Source organism: bacterium, assembly GCA_024224155.1.
Classification (GTDB): Bacteria; Acidobacteriota; Thermoanaerobaculia; order Multivoradales; family JAHEKO01; genus CALZIK01.
In genome coordinates this window covers 25,392-40,626 of the sequence record JAAENP010000211.1, presented here as the reverse complement: position 1 = coordinate 40,626, position 15,235 = coordinate 25,392, and the positions used below count along the sequence as shown (strand labels likewise).

13 protein-coding genes are annotated in these 15,235 nt (G+C 64.6%); 9 read left to right on the top strand and 4 right to left on the bottom strand.

Annotation, left to right across the window (positions count from 1 at the left end; translation table 11 throughout):
- Both GY769_11715 and GY769_11710 read right to left on the bottom strand, forming a co-directional pair.
- Positions 1-849: a methylated-DNA--[protein]-cysteine S-methyltransferase gene (locus GY769_11715; GenBank protein MCP4202589.1), complete on the bottom strand. Its 849-nt coding sequence runs from the start codon at positions 847-849 to the stop codon at positions 1-3.
- Positions 850-901: 52 nt separating this feature from the next.
- Positions 902-1,657 carry a sulfite exporter TauE/SafE family protein gene (locus tag GY769_11710; protein ID MCP4202588.1) on the bottom strand — a complete coding sequence of 252 codons (756 nt, stop codon included), beginning with the start codon at positions 1,655-1,657 and terminating at the stop codon, positions 902-904.
- Positions 1,658-1,870: 213 nt separating this feature from the next.
- Between GY769_11710 and GY769_11705 the strand changes: the two genes are divergently transcribed.
- Positions 1,871-2,338, top strand: coding sequence for a hypothetical protein (locus tag GY769_11705; protein ID MCP4202587.1), 468 nt, complete (start codon positions 1,871-1,873; stop codon positions 2,336-2,338).
- Positions 2,339-2,362: 24 nt separating this feature from the next.
- On the opposite strand, the gene GY769_11700 is transcribed toward GY769_11705, so the two are convergent.
- Positions 2,363-2,776 (bottom strand): YjbQ family protein, encoded by a 414-nt coding sequence (locus GY769_11700; GenBank protein MCP4202586.1) that lies wholly within the window; start codon positions 2,774-2,776, stop codon positions 2,363-2,365.
- The gene (locus tag GY769_11695; GenBank protein ID MCP4202585.1) at positions 2,773-3,828 is read right to left on the bottom strand and encodes an alcohol dehydrogenase catalytic domain-containing protein; all 1,056 of its coding nucleotides are present in this window, start codon (positions 3,826-3,828) and stop codon (positions 2,773-2,775) included. The genes GY769_11700 and GY769_11695 overlap by 4 nt, the downstream gene beginning before the upstream one ends.
- Before the next feature lie 131 nt (positions 3,829-3,959).
- On the opposite strand from GY769_11695, the gene GY769_11690 reads away from it, so the two are divergent.
- Genes GY769_11690 through GY769_11655 form a run of 8 tightly spaced genes read left to right on the top strand, consistent with a single transcriptional unit; the run spans position 3,960 to position 15,233 of the window.
- On the top strand, positions 3,960-6,302 hold the full coding sequence (locus tag GY769_11690) for a PQQ-binding-like beta-propeller repeat protein (GenBank protein ID MCP4202584.1): 2,343 nt from the start codon (positions 3,960-3,962) through the stop codon (positions 6,300-6,302).
- 2 nt (positions 6,303-6,304) lie between these two features.
- Positions 6,305-7,801 (top strand): PQQ-binding-like beta-propeller repeat protein, encoded by a 1,497-nt coding sequence (locus GY769_11685; protein MCP4202583.1) that lies wholly within the window; start codon positions 6,305-6,307, stop codon positions 7,799-7,801.
- A 15-nt stretch (positions 7,802-7,816) separates the two neighbouring features.
- Positions 7,817-8,911, top strand: coding sequence for a hypothetical protein (locus GY769_11680; GenBank protein MCP4202582.1), 1,095 nt, complete (start codon positions 7,817-7,819; stop codon positions 8,909-8,911).
- A gap of 28 nt (positions 8,912-8,939) precedes the next feature.
- Positions 8,940-10,361, top strand: coding sequence for an aldehyde dehydrogenase (locus GY769_11675; protein MCP4202581.1), 1,422 nt, complete (start codon positions 8,940-8,942; stop codon positions 10,359-10,361).
- Between the two features lie 18 nt (positions 10,362-10,379).
- Entirely contained in the window at positions 10,380-11,513 is a 1,134-nt protein-coding gene (locus GY769_11670) for an iron-containing alcohol dehydrogenase (GenBank protein MCP4202580.1), read from the top strand.
- The gene (locus GY769_11665; protein ID MCP4202579.1) at positions 11,506-12,654 is read left to right on the top strand and encodes a PQQ-binding-like beta-propeller repeat protein; all 1,149 of its coding nucleotides are present in this window, start codon (positions 11,506-11,508) and stop codon (positions 12,652-12,654) included. Before GY769_11670 ends, GY769_11665 begins: the two co-directional genes overlap by 8 nt.
- Positions 12,651-13,991 (top strand): coproporphyrinogen III oxidase family protein, encoded by a 1,341-nt coding sequence (locus tag GY769_11660; protein ID MCP4202578.1) that lies wholly within the window; start codon positions 12,651-12,653, stop codon positions 13,989-13,991. Before GY769_11665 ends, GY769_11660 begins: the two co-directional genes overlap by 4 nt.
- A gap of 9 nt (positions 13,992-14,000) precedes the next feature.
- Positions 14,001-15,233 carry a PQQ-binding-like beta-propeller repeat protein gene (locus GY769_11655; protein MCP4202577.1) on the top strand — a complete coding sequence of 411 codons (1,233 nt, stop codon included), beginning with the start codon at positions 14,001-14,003 and terminating at the stop codon, positions 15,231-15,233.
- Positions 15,234-15,235: the final 2 nt, after the last annotated feature.

Genomic DNA, 15,235 nt, shown 5'->3' with positions numbered 1-15,235 from the left:
TCAAGCCGCGGGGAACCTGCTCCGGGCCGATTCCCAAGCTACGAGGGCCTGCTTGCGCGTCACTCCCCAGCGATAGTTGCCCAGAACGCCGCTCTTGCGAATCACCCGGTGACAGGGAATCAAGTAGGCCACCGGGTTGGCCGCGACCGCGCTCCCCACCGCGCGGGTGGCTCCGGGACGACCGGCCGCGTTGGCCACGGTTTCGTAGGACACCAGGCTTCCTCGAGGAATTCCCAGTAGAGCCTTCCAGACCGCGAGCTGAAAGTTCGTGCCGCTCACCCTCACCAGAATCTCGCTGGCGTCGTCGCTCGGCTCGAAGATCCGTCCGGCCAACTCGCCGGTGTGTGCTTGATCTCGGGTGATCGCTGCCGCAGGCCACGATCGACTCAGCTCGGTGATCTCCTGGCGCTCACTGCCGTCCACGAACGCCAACCGGCAGATGCCTCGACCGCTGGCGGCCAGAAAGACCCGGCCGAACGGGCTCGCGTGAACTCCGAAGACGAGCTCGAGGCCGTGCCCCCCGCTCTTGTACTCACCCGGAGACATCGCCTCGAGCTTGACGAAATGATCGTGCAGCCTGCCCGGACCGGAGAGGCCCACCGCCAGGCTGGTGTCGAGGACATTGATGGACCGATCGAGCAAATGCTTGGCATGCTCGACCGTCAGAAACTCGAGAAACCTCTTCGGGCTGACTCCGGCCCAACGCTTGAACAGGCGCTGGGTCCGGTTGCCGCTCAGCCCGACGGCATTCGCGACCTCGGCCAGTTTGGGTTGTTCCTCGACACGCTCGGCGAGAAAGCCGATTGCGCGCTCGACTCGCGCGTAGTCAGTGGATCGTTGTTCCGTCATCATGCCCGTACCCTAGCCGCGCCCGGAACACCGGGCCACCCGTTTCTTGCCTTCATCGATTCCAGCCGACGACCAGCAGAACTCCCGACACCGCCACCACGATCAGAAGAAGCCAACGGACGAAGCGAGCGCCGCGCTCGGTCGCGAGGCGCGTCGCCCACCAGGCGCCGGCCATGTTGCCTATCCCCAGCGTCAGGCCCGGCAGCCAGGAAACCTGGTCGTGGCGGATGAACACGGCGAGCGCGAAGACCGTGAAGCACAGGACAATCAGGACCTTGATCGCATTGGCGCGCACGAGATCATAGCCGGCGCCCAGGACCAGGCACACAAGCAGGAAGATCCCCACTCCAGCCTGAATGAAGCCACCATAGACCCCGACCAGGAAGAGCCCGACCCACAACGCCCAACCATGGCCGGGCAGATCCGACTGTCGACCCACTAGCCAGCGTTGCGGCCGAAATGCGATGACCGGCAGCAGCAGCAAAAACAGGGCGCCGATCGTGCGCCGCAGAATCTCCTCGTCCAGGTCCACCGCCAGGCGCGCCCCAACGATCGCACCAAACACGGCGGGCAAGGCCAGCCAGCCACTCTTGCGGATCTCCAGAACGCCGAAGTCTCTAAATCGCGACACCGCGACCACGTTCTGCATCAGAATCGCCAGCCGATTCGTGCCATTGGCCACGGTCGGCGGCAGACCGAGGAAGATCAACGCCGGCAGCGTCACCAGAGACCCGCTGCCGGCGAGCGTGTTGACGAAACCGGCCACGAATCCCGCCGCGATGAGAAGAGGATAGGCGTAGCCCGGCATCCGCTTAGTTACTCGACTCGACTCTCACCGGTGTTACTCTTCCCCCGCTTCCGAAGTCTACCTTCGGCGGAACCAACCGTCGGCCGTTATGCGGCGGCCGAGTTGAAGACAGAAGGAGTTCGATCGATGGCGAGCGGCGCAGCAGGATCCGGGACAGCATGGCTGATCTTTGCCCTCATGACGGTGGCGACCTGGGGTCTCTATGGCCTCTTCTTGCACGAAGGCCAAACCTCGATGGGCGATCCGACCCTGGGGCGCTACAAAGCGTTTCTCTTTGTCGGCGTGGCCTATTTCATTACCGCGATCGTCGGTCCCCTGGTTATCCTGGCGACGAGCGGGACCGACTGGAGCTTCCCTGGCAAGGGCATGGTCTGGTCTCTCTTGGCAGGGCTGGTTGGCGCCGCGGGCGCCTTTTGCGTGCTCCTGGCCTTCGGCGCCAAGGGCAGTCCGGCCGTGGTCATGTCGATCATTTTCGCGGGCGCGCCGGTGGTGAACGCGATCGTCGCCCTGCTCTGGCACCCCCCCGCCGGCGGACTTGGAGCCCTACGTTGGCAATTCGTGCTCGGCATTCTGCTCGCCGCGCTGGGCGGATTCATGGTCACGAAGTACAAGCCCCCGCCGGGAGCTGCCACCCATGCGGCGCAAGCGCCGCTGCCGGTGACCGCCGACAAGGCACCCTGACCCGGTCGCCCGCACTTTCCGGGCTCACCCTTCGAGCAGCATACCCACCAGCAACCGCTCGCGTGGGCGGTTGTCGAAATTGAGCATAACGATCTGCTGCCAGGTGCCCAGCGCCAGCGCTCCGGATCGAACCGGAACCACGAGCGAGGTTCCGAGTACGGCCGAGCGCAGGTGGGAGAAACCGTTGCCGTCGTGCCAGCGTTCATTGTGCGCATAGTGACCGGTCGCCGGCGCCAGCCTCTCCATAGCTCGCTCGAGATCGGCCAGGGCTCCGGACTCGTACTCGATCGTGGTGATGCCGCCGGTCGAGCCGACCACCTGTAGGCAAGCCACTCCATTCTCACAGCCGGACTCGGCTACCCAGCCGGCCACCGTGCCGGTCACGTCGGTGTGCCCGAAAACCGCCTCGAGCGGAAACCTCGTTTCGAAAGCTCTCATTCTGCTTCCCCAGGAAAAAGTAGCACTTTGACGCAACCGGCTTCGCGCCGGTCGAAGCGCCGGTAGGCGTCGACCGCATCCTCCAGGCGGATTCGGTCGCTGACGATGCCGGCGATATCGAGCTCGCTATCCCCTGCCAGCTGCAGTGCCTCGTCCATGTAGGAGCGCACCGGGCATCGACCCGCCCGGTACGTCAGATTATTGTCGTAGGCCTCGCCGGGGGAGAAAGCGAACTCGGACTCGGTGTGAACCCCGGCGGCGGCAAGCGTCCCACCGGAGCGCAGAAGGTCGACGCCGAGCCGCGTCGCCTCCGGCGAGCCGACCATCTCGAGAACACAGTCCACGCCCCGGCCTCGGGTTGCGTCATCGACGTGAGATCGAACGGTCCCGCCTGGATCGAGAGCTTCGGCTCCGAAGGCCTCCGCCAATCGCCTGCGCTCGGGCACCGGCTCGATCGCGAGAACCTTGCCGGCGCCGCGATGGCGACAAGCGACGATGGCCATCAAACCCACAGGGCCGCACCCTATGACCGCGGCGACCGAGCCCTCTCCCACCCCCGCCATGTCGGCGGTAAAGAGACCGGTCGAGAGAATATCGCCGGCAAAGAGCGCGGCCTCGCGGGGGGTTTGATCCGGCACGACCGCCAGGGTCGTGTCCGCAAGGGGTACGCGCACGTATTCCGCCTGCCCGCCGTGCAGCCCGCGGCCCTTCTCGATCCAGCCGAAGAGCTCGCCCTTCTCGCAGCGAGCGGTCAAGCCCTCCGCACAGAAAAAACAAACCCCGCAGCTGGTGGTGAAAGGGGCGACAACCCGGCTCCCCGGCCGGAGCAGCCGGAGACCCTCTCCGCACTCGACCACCTCTCCCAGAAACTCGTGCCCCATCACCGTTCCGGACTCGATGCCGATCTCGTTGCCGCGATAGGGGTGGAGATCGGACCCGCAGATGGCCGAAAGCTCGACCTTCACGATCGCGTCGGTAGCGCTCTGCAGCACGGGTCGTGCAACCTCCTCGAGGCGCACGTCGAACGGAGCGTGGAACACGACCGCTTTCACGTCGAGGATTATGACCGAAGAGAGAGCGCACGGCCGGGCAGGTACCGGCCCTGCCGATTCGATAAGATGCCGCCTCGTGGCGGCATGCGTCCTGCACCCGTCGTCCCCTTCTGAAGCGAGGAAATGCCGAAATGCCGATGAAATCTGCAATGAACCTCTGTCTTCGCCGGAGCGCCGTCTTGACGGCGTTGCTCATCCTATCGATGCTGGGCTGTGCCTCGACGGCACCGATGACCGACTCTCCCGGCGCGCCGGCAGCTAGCGCCATGGCCGAGCCGACGACGACGGAGGCGGTCGCAAAGGGTCCTTCCAAGTCCCCCGGTGACACGGAGTGGATGAAATGGGCCAACTGGAGGGGTCCCTGGCGCAACGGCGTCAGCCCGGAGACCGATCTCATCTCGTCCTGGTCGGTAGACGGCGAGAACCTGCTCTGGAGGGTTCCCTGGGTCGGAAGATCGACTCCGATCGTCCTGCCCGGCAAGGTCTGCGCCAACGGCAGAGTCGGCGAGGAGATTCGTCGCCAGGAGATCGTAGCGTGCTTCGATACCGCCACCGGCGAGCAGCTCTGGGAACACCGATTCAACGTCTTTCACACCTCGGTACCCTGGACTCGCGTCGGTTGGGCCCATATCACCGGCGATCCGGAAACCGGCTATCTGTACGTGCAGGGGGTCGGCGGCATCTTTCTGTGCCTCAACAGCGCCACCGGAGAGGTGGTCTGGTCTCGGCGCCTGATCGAGGAGCTCGGCTTCATGGAAGGCTACGGCGGTCGCACCCAGACGCCGTTCGTCGACGGCGACAAGATCATCGTGACCTTTTCGAACACGTCCTGGGGTCCCGAGGGCAAGCCGCTGCATCGTTTCCGGGCCTTCGACAAAAGGACGGGCGAGCTGCTCTGGGTGTCCCAGCCGGCGCCTTCCCAGGCGGATAAGAACACGCAATCGACGCCCAATCTGCTCGTGGTCGACGGCCGGCGTCTGATCGTTGCCGGCAACGGCGGCGGCGGAATCTACGCGGTCGAGGCCGAGACCGGCGAGCCGGTCTGGGGTTTCCAGCTTTCCAAGCGCGGTATCAACAGCTCCGTCCTCGTCGACGGCACCCGGGTTTTCGTCTCACACAGTGAAGAGAACGTGGACGAAGCGACCATGGGCCGGGTGGTCGCGATCGACGGCACGGGCACCGGAGACGTCACCCAGACCCACGAAATCTGGCGGGCTGCCATCTCGGCCGGTTTCACCACCGCGGCCCTAGCCGAAGGAGTTCTCTACGTCGTCGACAATTCGGCCAATCTCCATGCTCTCAACGCGGACACCGGGGAAGAGCTCTGGGAGCTCAGCATCGGCCGGGTCGGCAAGGGTTCTCCGGTGTGGGCCGACGGCAAGCTCTATCTGACCGAGGTCAACGGCAGAGTCGTGATCGTCGAGGCGGGCGAGACCGAGGGCACGATTCTCGATGTCGAAGAGATCAAGATGCCCGACGGGCGCACCGCCGAGATCTACGGCTCGGTGGCAATCGCCGACGGCCGAATCTTCTTCACCACCGAGGAAGGTCTCTACGCGATCGGGGACCCGGAGGCGGCATCCGCCTCGGCGGCTCCGGTCGAGAGGGTAGGCGCCGAGATGGCAAGCGAAGCCATGGGCCATCGCGCACCGGCCAAGTTGCGCGTGATCCCTGCCGAGGTCTATCTGCGCTCGGATGAGACCGCGGACTTTCGTGCCATGACCTTCGATCCCTTGGGCCGGCCCCTAGGCGAGCAAGAAGCGACCTGGAGCCTGACAGGTCTGACAGGCACGGTAGATAGCGACGGTGTCTACACTCCCGATCCGGGGGCCGCCTCGGACACCGGTATGATCGTAGCCCGGGTGGGCGACCTCGAGGCCAAAGGGCGAATCCGGGTCCTGCGCTACCTGCCGCTCGAGGAAGATTTCGAATCGACCGAGCCCGGCTCGCGTCCGTCCTACATGATGGCCTATCTGGCCCGGTTCTCGGTCACCGATCTGAACGGTAACCGGGTACTCACCAAAGGACCGTCGCCGATCAAGATTCACCGCCACATCACCTTTCTCGGTCACCCCGCCGAAACCGACTACACGATCGAGGCCGACATCATGGGTACCAAGAACCGGCGGCGAATGCCGGACATCGGCCTGATCAACTCCGGTTATACCCTCGATCTCCTTGGCGATCATCAGCGAGTCCAGGTGCGCTCTTGGCAGGCCGGCCTGCGCATGATGCAGCAGATCGACTTCGCCTGGGAGCCGGACGTCTGGTACCGGATGAAGTTCGAGGTCCGCGCGCAGAACGGCGAGGCCCTGGTGCGCGGCAAGATTTGGCCCCGCGGCGAAGACGAGCCCAGCGGCTGGACGCTCTCGGCTACCGACCCCTTGCCGATTCCATCAGGTGCCCCGGGACTCTCCGGTTTTTCCCCCACACCGCTCTACTACGACAACATCCGTGTCATGAGGAACAACTAACCATGAAAAAGACATTCTCACCCCTTGCAATGCCGGCCCTTGCAGTTCTTCTGGCCGCGCTAGCGGCTCCCGCGTCGGCGGCCGACGACGTCGCCATGTTCGGGGGCACGCCGTCACGCAACATGGTGTCCGATGAAACCGGCTTGCCCGGCAGCTGGGACCTCTCGACCGGCGAGCACGTGCTCTGGCGCCAGCCGCTTGGCACCCAGAGCTACGGCGGACCCGTGGTCGCCGGCGGCAAGATCTTCGTCGGCACCAACAACGAGGGCCGCCGCAATCCCAAGCTCGAAGGCGACCGCGGTAACGTCATGGCGTTCGACGCCATGACCGGCGAGTTCCTCTGGCAATCCGCTCACCCCAAGCTCCCGGCCGGCCGTGTTCACGACTGGCCTCTTCAGGGAGTGTGCTCGGCGCCCTACGTCGAGGGTGATCGCCTCTACTACGTCTCCAATCGGGCCGAGTTCATCGCCGCCGACACCGAGGGTTTCCGCGACGGCGAGAACGACGGCCCGATCACCGACGAGGTCAACAAGAGCGAAATCGACGAGGACGTCATCTGGCGACTCGACATGATCGAAGAGCTCGCGGTGTTCCCCCACAATCTCGCGGTCGGCAGCGCGCTCGCCGTGGGCGACATTCTCTATGTGGTCACTGGAAACGGGGTCGATGAAGGTCATATCAACGTCACCTCGGTGCGAGCTCCGAGCTTCATCGCGGTCAACAAGAACACCGGCAAGGTGGTCTGGGAGTCCGACCTCCCAGGAGAGAGCATCCTTCACGGCTCCTGGTCGAACCCCGCCTACGGCGTCATCGGCGGCAAGCCGCAGGTGGTCTTCCCCGGCGGCGACGGCTGGCTGTATTCGCTCGACCCTAAAGACGGCTCCCTGATCTGGAAGTTCGACGCCAACCCCAAGGGCTCCACCTGGGAGCTCGGTGGCTCCGGCACCAAGAACAACATCATCTCCACGCCGGTGATCCACAAGGATCGGGTCTACATCGGGGTCGGCCAGGACCCCGAGCACGGTGAAGCGCCGGCCCACTTCTGGGTCGTCGATGCCACCGGTAGCGGAGACATCACCGGGTCCGGCGTGGTCTGGCACCGGGGCGGTACCGACTTCAACCGCACGATGTCGACCGCCGCAATCGCGGATGGCATTGTCTACATAGCGGATCTCTCCGGGTTTCTCTACGCTCTGGATGAGGACACCGGCGAGCACTTCTGGACCTACGATGCGTTTGCGGCGATCTGGGGCTCGGCGTTCGTCGCCGACGGCAAGGTCTATCTGGGCGACGAGGATGGCGACGTCGTCGTGATCAAGGCCGGCAAAGGCAAAGACGGCGAGCCGGAAGTTCTGGACGAGCTCAACATGGGCAGCGCCGTCTATACGACCCCCTTGGCCAAGAACGGCGTTCTCTACGTCGCCAGCCGGAACAAGCTCTTCGCGCTCAAGCAAGGCGCGAAGGAGAAGACTCCGCCCGGCGAAGAGCCCGCACCCTGAGACCAAGAGAAAACCATGAACGTCGCACCCGGAGGCAATCTCGAAGCGCGAGCTCAAGAGGCTCGCGCCGCGCTCGACGCCCACGTGCGCGAGATGATCGCCTGGCACTTTTCTCCCGACACCGGGAGCCCCTTCTGGCTCGACTACGCTCGCAAGCTACCCTTCGATCCGCGCGAGAAGATCCAAAGCTATGACGGCCTGAAGCACCTCGGCCATTTCGAGGACGAATGGCTGCGCGGCGGTCCGGTTCGGCGCTGGCTCCCCAAAGGGCTCGAAGGTGAGCCGCTCTACGTTTTCGAGACCGGCGGGTCCACCGGGCTTCCCAAGACTCGGCTCAACATTCAGGACTTCCGCATTGACTATTCCCAGTTCAGCGAGACGCTCTCCGACGAGACCTTCCCAAAAGGGTCGGACTGGCTGATGCTCGGGCCGTCTGGCCCTCGCCGGCTGCGGCTCGCGATCGAGCACCTGGCCCAGGTCCGCGGCGGCCTGGCGTTTCACGTCGACCTGGACCCGCGCTGGGTCAACAAGATGATCAAGGCCGGCAAGCATCAGGACCTCGAAGATTACAAGGAGCACGTGGTCGACCAGGGCCTCAAGATCCTCCGCGGTCACGACAACGTCAAGTGCCTGTTCACGACGCCCAAGCTGCTCGAAGCGCTGTGCGAGAAGATCTCGCTTGCCAAGGCGGGGATCACCGGTATCTTCTGCGGCGGCACCGAGATGAACGCGCAGTTTCATCGCTTTGCCCGCGAGGAGCTCGTGCCCGGCGTCGACTTCGTGCCCACCTATGGCAACACGCTCATGGGCCTGGCCTGCTCGAAGCCGTTCGACCCGGAGACCAAGGACTACACGATCACCTATTATCCGCCCCATCCGCGCGCGGTTTTCAAGCTTGTTGATCCCGACGACCCCGAGCGGGTGGTCGAGTACGGCGAAACCGGCCGAGTCATGCTGACCACCCTGACGAAGGACTTCTTCATGCCTCGTTTCCTCGAACGCGACGAAGGCGAGCGCACCGAGCCGATCGACCTCTACCCCTGGGACGGCGTCTCCAATCTGCGTCTTTTCACGCGCTTCGAAGAATCCGTCGTCGTCGGTGTCTATTAACGGCTCACCCCTCTCGGAGACCCGAACGATGCTCCATATTCCGCTCTTACGCGCCGGCAAGACCTACCGAAGCCTGAGCACCAGTGTTCTGGGTCACCTGTCAACCGGTGAGCCGGTGGCCGAAATCAGCCAAGCCAACTCCGGCCTGATCGCCAGAGACCTGGCCGAAATCGCTCGCGCTCGCCGCGAGCTCGAAAGCCTGACCACGCGCGAACTGGTGGAGATCTCGAAGAAAGCGGGTACGCTCTTCGCCGAGGCCGACCTGCCGCTGGGAGACTCGACTCAATCAGCGGACGACTACGTGCTGCAGACCTCGGTCACAACCGGGCTACCCCAGAGCATGGTGCGGGCCAACATGGCGAAGGCCCGGTTTGTCCTGGAAGAGATGGAGACCGTACTCGGAGGGCTCACTCGGGGACTCGACCTCGACATCCTGGACCAGGGCTTCGGCGAACAGGGCGGACGCATGGTCTCCTACCGCCGCGAGACCGACGCGTTGGGAGCCGTGCTGCCGTCGAACTCTCCCGGTGTGCACTCCCTCTGGCTGCCGGCGATTCCACTCAAGACCGCGCTGGCTCTGAGACCCGGAAGCCGTGAGCCCTGGACTCCGTTCCGACTCGCCCAAGCGTTCATTGCCGCCGGCTGCCCGGAAAGCGCCTTCCACTACTACCCCTCCGACCACGCCGGTGCAGGGCAGATCCTGCTGCGCACCGGGCGCTCGATGTTGTACGGAGACCGGGCGACCGTCGACCCCTGGCGCTCCGACCCGGCGGTCCAGATCCACGGCCCGGGCTGGAGTAAGGTCGTCTTCGGAAACGACGCGGCCGGCACCTGGTCGGACCACCTCGAGCTCATGGTGGCATCGGTCGCCGACAACGGCGGCCGCTCTTGCATCAACGCTTCGGGGGTGTGGACACCGGCCAACGGACGTGCGATCGCCGACGCCATCGCCAGAGAGTTCGCCGAGATCGAAGCCCTGCCCCTGGACCATCCCGAGGCGCGGCTGGCCGCTTTTCCGAGCCGAAAGGCCGCCGAGAGCCTGTCCTCGGTCATTGATTCACAACTCGCTCGGAGTGGCGCCGAGGACATGACCGCCCGCTACCGCTCGGGCTCCCGGGTGACCGAGGTCGAAGGCTGCTGGTTTCTTTTGCCAACGGTCGTGTACTGCGAGGATCCGGAACACCCGCTGGCTTCGGCCGAGTACCTCTTTCCCTTCGCCTCGGTCGTCGAGGTGCCGCAGAACGAGATTCTGGACAAGATGGGCCCCAGCCTGGTTGTCACCGGTTTGACCGAGGACGCCGAGTTCCGCCGCGACCTTCTGACCTCGACCCATGTCGAGCGGCTCAACCTCGCGCCGATGCCGACCAGCAAGGTGGCTTGGGACCAGCCGCACGAAGGCAACCTCTTCGAGCACCTATACCGGCAGCGCTCCTATCAGGGCGTGGCTTAGCCACTCGAGCATCGGATGATGAACTCGACGGTCGAAGCCTGGTCGGGTGAGCTGGCCGGAGTCCGGGTCACGACCGGCGCGGGTAGCCTGGAGCAGCTCGGCAAGGAGGTGTCGGCTCTCGGCGCGACCCATGCACTGCTGATCACCGACCCGGGGCTTGTGCGAGCCGGACACGCTGAACGCGCCCACGAGGCGATTCGCAGCGCCGGCCTCGGAGCCTCGACTTTTACCGAGGTCCATGAGAATCCGTCGACCGAAGACGTCACGCGAGGTGTCGAGGCAGCTCGATCGTCCGGGGCGGACGCGCTCGTGGCCCTCGGCGGCGGCAGCGCCATGGACTGCACCAAAGGGACCAACTTCGTCCTGACCAACGGCGGCGAGATGTCGGACTACTGGGGCTATGGCAAGGCCTCCCTGGAGATGCTGCCGATGGTGGCCGTTCCGACAACCTGCGGCACCGGCAGCGAAGCGCAGTCCTACGCCCTGATCTCCCAAGCCGGTAGCCGTCGAAAGATGGCCTGCGGAGATCCCAAGGCCCTTTTCCGAGCCGTAGTCCTCGATCCCGAGCTCACGATCAGCGCTCCGAAATGGGTGCGGTCGGTGTCGGGCTTCGATGCCGTTGCTCACGCGGTCGAGAGCCTGGTCACCACCCGCGCCACCGAGGTGTCGAAAGCCCTGTCCGAGCGCGCCTACGAGCTTCTGGATGGTGCTTTCGAGCAGGTGCTGGGCGATAAGCCGCGGATCGAGCCCCTGGGCCGTATGCAGCTCGGGGCCCACCTGGCCGGCGCCGCCATTGAGAAATCCATGCTCGGGGCGGCTCATGCGGCGGCGAATCCGTTGACCGCCCGCTGTCGAATAACTCATGGAGAGGCCGTGGCGCTGATGTTGCCTCACGTGGTTCGCTTCAATTCCGAGGCGGCCGAAGAGGCTTACGCTCGGCTTCTACCCGGAGGCTCCCGAGCATTGGCAAGGCGACTCGAGACCCTCCGCCACCGCGGCGGCCTGGCCAAGTGCTTGCAGGACCTAGGGGTTGCGCGAGACACTCTCGGCTCGCTGGCCCGACTCGCGATCGAGGAATGGACCGGCAGTTTCAATCCCCGGCCCGTCACCGAACGAGATTTCATCAAACTCTATGAGCAAGCCTATGCATAGGAAACCTTTGGCGACCGTTACCTGCGGTTCGGCCTTCATCGCGCTCATCGCCTGTCTCGCTCTCGCCCAACCCGCCGGCGCCGAGTGGACTCAGTTTCGCGGTGGCCCCTCGCTCACCGGGGTCTCATCCGAAACCCTCACCGCCGAGCTTGAGCCACTGTGGAGTTTCGAGGCAGGCGACGCGATCGAATCCACCGCCGCCATCGCCGGCGGCCGGGTCTTCGTCGGCTCGCTCGACGGCTCGCTCTACGCGCTCGATCTGGCCGACGGCTCGCTCACCTGGCGCTACGAGACCGGAAACGAGATCAAGTCCTCGCCGTCGGTGAACGGCGGTGTGGTCTACTTCGGTGACGAGGCCGGTGTCTTTCACGCCGTCGGCGCGGCGGACGGCAAGCCCCGCTGGACGTTTCAGACCGACGGCGGCATCATCTCCTCGGCGAATTTCTTCGGCGATCTGGTTCTCTTCGGATCCTACGACCAGTTTCTCTATGCCCTGGATAGAAAGTCCGGCGAAATGCGCTGGAAGATCGAGACCGAGGGTTACGTCCATTCGACGCCCGCTATCGCCGGGAAGTACGCCGTGGTTTCGGGCTGTGACGGCTATTTCCGGAAGGTCGATCTCGCCAGTGGCGCCGAAGCGAGCAAACTCCAGATCGGTTCTTACGTAGCTTCAAGCATGGCGATCGACGGCGACCTGGCCTTTACAGGCACATTCGACAATGAAGTGCTGGCGATCGATTGGCAGAACGAGAAGATCATCTGGCGATACAACCACCCCGAGAAGAACTTCCCGTTTTACTCGTCGCCGGCGATCACCGACGGGATCCTGGTCATCGGTGGGCGCGACAAACTGCTCCACGCGCTCGACCCACAGTCGGGCAAGATCTCGTGGACGTTTCCGACCCGGGCCCGGGTGGATGCGTCGCCGGTGATCTCGGGAAACCGCGTGTACGCCGTCGCGGGAAACGGAGATCTCTTCGCTCTCGCTCTCGAGGACGGGACCGAGCTGTGGCGTTTCGAGATCGCGGCGCCGGTGACCTCGTCGCCGGCGATCGCAGAGGGCCGCCTGGTTCTTGGAACCCTCGACGGCGTCGTGCTCGCCTTCGGCAGGGCTTCAGAGCAGAAGGGAAGCGGCTCATGACCCAGCCCGAAGCGGCGACATCCGGACGGCTCACTGAAGAACAGGAGCTTGGCAGCGTCTTCGTCTCCAACTACCCACCCTACTCCGCCTGGAGTGAAGACGCCGTCGCCGAGGCTCGCCGCGCTCTCGACGAGCCGCCGATTGAAGGTAGAGACCTTGGACTCTATCTACACATTCCGTTCTGCCGGAAGCGCTGCAAGTTCTGCTACTTCCGCGTCTATACGGACAAGAATTTCGACGAAATCGGCTCTTATCTCGACGCGCTGTGCCGCGAAGTCGAGATGTACTCCGAACGGCCCGCGATTGCGAACCGCCGGCCGCGCTTTGTCTACTTCGGCGGCGGCACCCCGTCCTATATCAGCGCTAAGCACTTGAGAGCTCTAGTCGAACGACTGCAACGGGCGATCCCCTGGGACGGTGTCGAGGAAGTCGCCTTCGAATGCGAGCCGGGCACCTTGACCGCGGCCAAGCTCGAAGCCATCCGGGAAATCGGCGTCACCCGTCTTTCTCTCGGAATCGAGAATTTCGACGACGACATTCTGCGACTCAACGGCCGGGCCCACGTCTCGCATGAGATCAATCGCTGCATGCCCTGGATCCGAGACCTCGACTTCGAGCAGCTCAACGTCGACCTCATCGCCGGCATGCTCGGTGAGACCTGGACCAAGTGGAAGCAGACGGTGGCTCGAACCATCGAGGTGGGCGCGGACAGCGTCACCATCTACCAGCTCGAGCTGCCGTTCAACACGCGCTTCACCAAGAACATCCTGGACGGTGAGTTGGAGGTTCCGGTGGCCGATTGGGACCTCAAACGCGAGTGGCACGCCTACGCTATCGAGGAGTTCTCCAAAGCCGGTTACGAGACCTCGAGCGCCTACACCCTAGTGCGAAAGAGCGGCGAGGAGAACCGGGCACGATTCCTCTACCGAGACTCGGTATGGAACGGCTGCGATCTTCTCGGAACCGGGGTCGCCTCGTTCTCGCACGTCAGCGACGTGCATTTTCAGAACTGCGACGGCTGGGGCGAGTACCTGGCTCGAATCGGGGACGGCGAGCTGCCCTTGAATCGCGCGTTCGCAACCCGCCCCGATGAGCGCCTCACGCGCGAGTTCATCCTGCAACTCAAGCTCGGGCGGCTCGAGGCGCAAGCCTTCTCCAAGAAGTTCGGCGTCGACGTTCTCGAGCGCTTCTCCGAGCCACTCGGCCGGCTTGAAAAGGAGGGTTGGCTCGAGGTCTCCGGCGGCGCCGTCAAGCTCTCCGGTGCGGGCCTGCTCCGGGTCGACAGCCTGCTTCCGGATTTCTACGAAGACTCCTACCGCAACGCCCGTTACACCTGAAGAACTGCCATGAGTCGAGCTCACCGAACGCGTACTTTCGCACTGCTTGTCCTCCTGGGTTGTGCGATCGGCGCCGCCCGCCTCCCCGCCGCCGACTGGCCTTCGTATCGCGGCGAAGACGGCGCCGGTCGATCGGCCGAGACCAACCTGCTCACCACGTGGTCCCTCGGCGCGCCCGAGGTGTTGTGGCGCATCGATATCGGACGGGGTTACTCCGGTATCGCGGTCCGGAACGGTCTGGTTTTCACCCAGTTCGGCCGAGGCGGCGAGGAGATCGCCGCCGCGTTCGATGCCGAGACCGGTCGTGAGGTCTGGCGCGCGATCACCGGCAAGGACCGACCCGATGGCCAGGGCGGGGGGCCCCGCTCGACGCCCACGGTCGAAGACGGTCTGGTCTTCGTGGTCGGCGCGTCGGGCGGGCTGCACGCATTCAAAGCGGCCGATGGAGCGCGCGTTTGGTCGCGCAACCTGGTGGCAGATTTCGGAGCACGAGTTCCCCAGTGGGGGGTTTCGGCCTCGCCCGTCGTGACCGGGGACCTGCTCTTGATCGAGGCCGGCGGCAGAACCGATCATGCCCTACTCGCGCTCGACAAGAAGACCGGCGCGGTTCGTTGGCACGTTCGCGGTGACAAGCCCGGATACTCGACACCGATCGTGGCCAGAATTGCCGGCCGCGAGCAGGCGGTGTTCTTTACCGCCGACGCGCTGGTGGCGACCACCCCCGCAGACGGCAGCGTGCTCTGGGAGTACACGTGGAAGACCTCGTACGGGGTCAACGCCGCCATGCCGGTCTTCGTGCCTCCGGACAAGGTCTTCATCTCGACCGGCTACGGCAAGGGCGCGGCTCTGCTGAGAGTCAGCTCGACCGGCGCGGAACTCGGCGTCGAGGAGCTCTGGCGCAGCAAGATCATGCAGAACCACTTCAACTCGTCGGTTCTGGTGAACGGCTATCTCTACGGCTTCGACAATGCCACGCTCAAGTGCATCGAAGCCGCCTCGGGCCAGGAGGCCTGGGCCAAGCGCAGCTTTGGAAAGGGCTCGCTCCTCTACGCCGACGGACACCTGCTCGTCCTGAGCGAGCGCGGGGTCTTGCTTTCGGTCGAGGCCACACCCGAGGAGTACAGAGAAACCGGGCGCGCACAGATCCTCAAGGGCAAGACCTGGACCATGCCATCACTTGCGAACGGCCGGCTCTTTCTGCGCGATGAGCGCGAGATGGTCGCCGTCAGTCTTAATCCCTAGGA

Bases quoted from the DNA above. Each gene is read 5' to 3' on its own strand.
- GY769_11715 (MCP4202589.1), bottom strand. From the start codon at position 849: ATGACGGAACAACGATCCACTGACTACGCGCGAGTCGAGCGCGCAATC.
- GY769_11710 (MCP4202588.1), bottom strand. From the start codon at position 1,657: ATGCCGGGCTACGCCTATCCTCTTCTCATCGCGGCGGGATTCGTGGCC.
- GY769_11700 (MCP4202586.1), bottom strand. From the start codon at position 2,776: ATGAGAGCTTTCGAAACGAGGTTTCCGCTCGAGGCGGTTTTCGGGCAC.
- GY769_11690 (MCP4202584.1), top strand. From the start codon at position 3,960: ATGCCGATGAAATCTGCAATGAACCTCTGTCTTCGCCGGAGCGCCGTC.
- GY769_11685 (MCP4202583.1), top strand. From the start codon at position 6,305: ATGAAAAAGACATTCTCACCCCTTGCAATGCCGGCCCTTGCAGTTCTT.
- GY769_11680 (MCP4202582.1), top strand. From the start codon at position 7,817: ATGAACGTCGCACCCGGAGGCAATCTCGAAGCGCGAGCTCAAGAGGCT.
- GY769_11675 (MCP4202581.1), top strand. From the start codon at position 8,940: ATGCTCCATATTCCGCTCTTACGCGCCGGCAAGACCTACCGAAGCCTG.
- GY769_11670 (MCP4202580.1), top strand. From the start codon at position 10,380: ATGAACTCGACGGTCGAAGCCTGGTCGGGTGAGCTGGCCGGAGTCCGG.
- GY769_11665 (MCP4202579.1), top strand. From the start codon at position 11,506: ATGCATAGGAAACCTTTGGCGACCGTTACCTGCGGTTCGGCCTTCATC.
- GY769_11660 (MCP4202578.1), top strand. From the start codon at position 12,651: ATGACCCAGCCCGAAGCGGCGACATCCGGACGGCTCACTGAAGAACAG.
- GY769_11655 (MCP4202577.1), top strand. From the start codon at position 14,001: ATGAGTCGAGCTCACCGAACGCGTACTTTCGCACTGCTTGTCCTCCTG.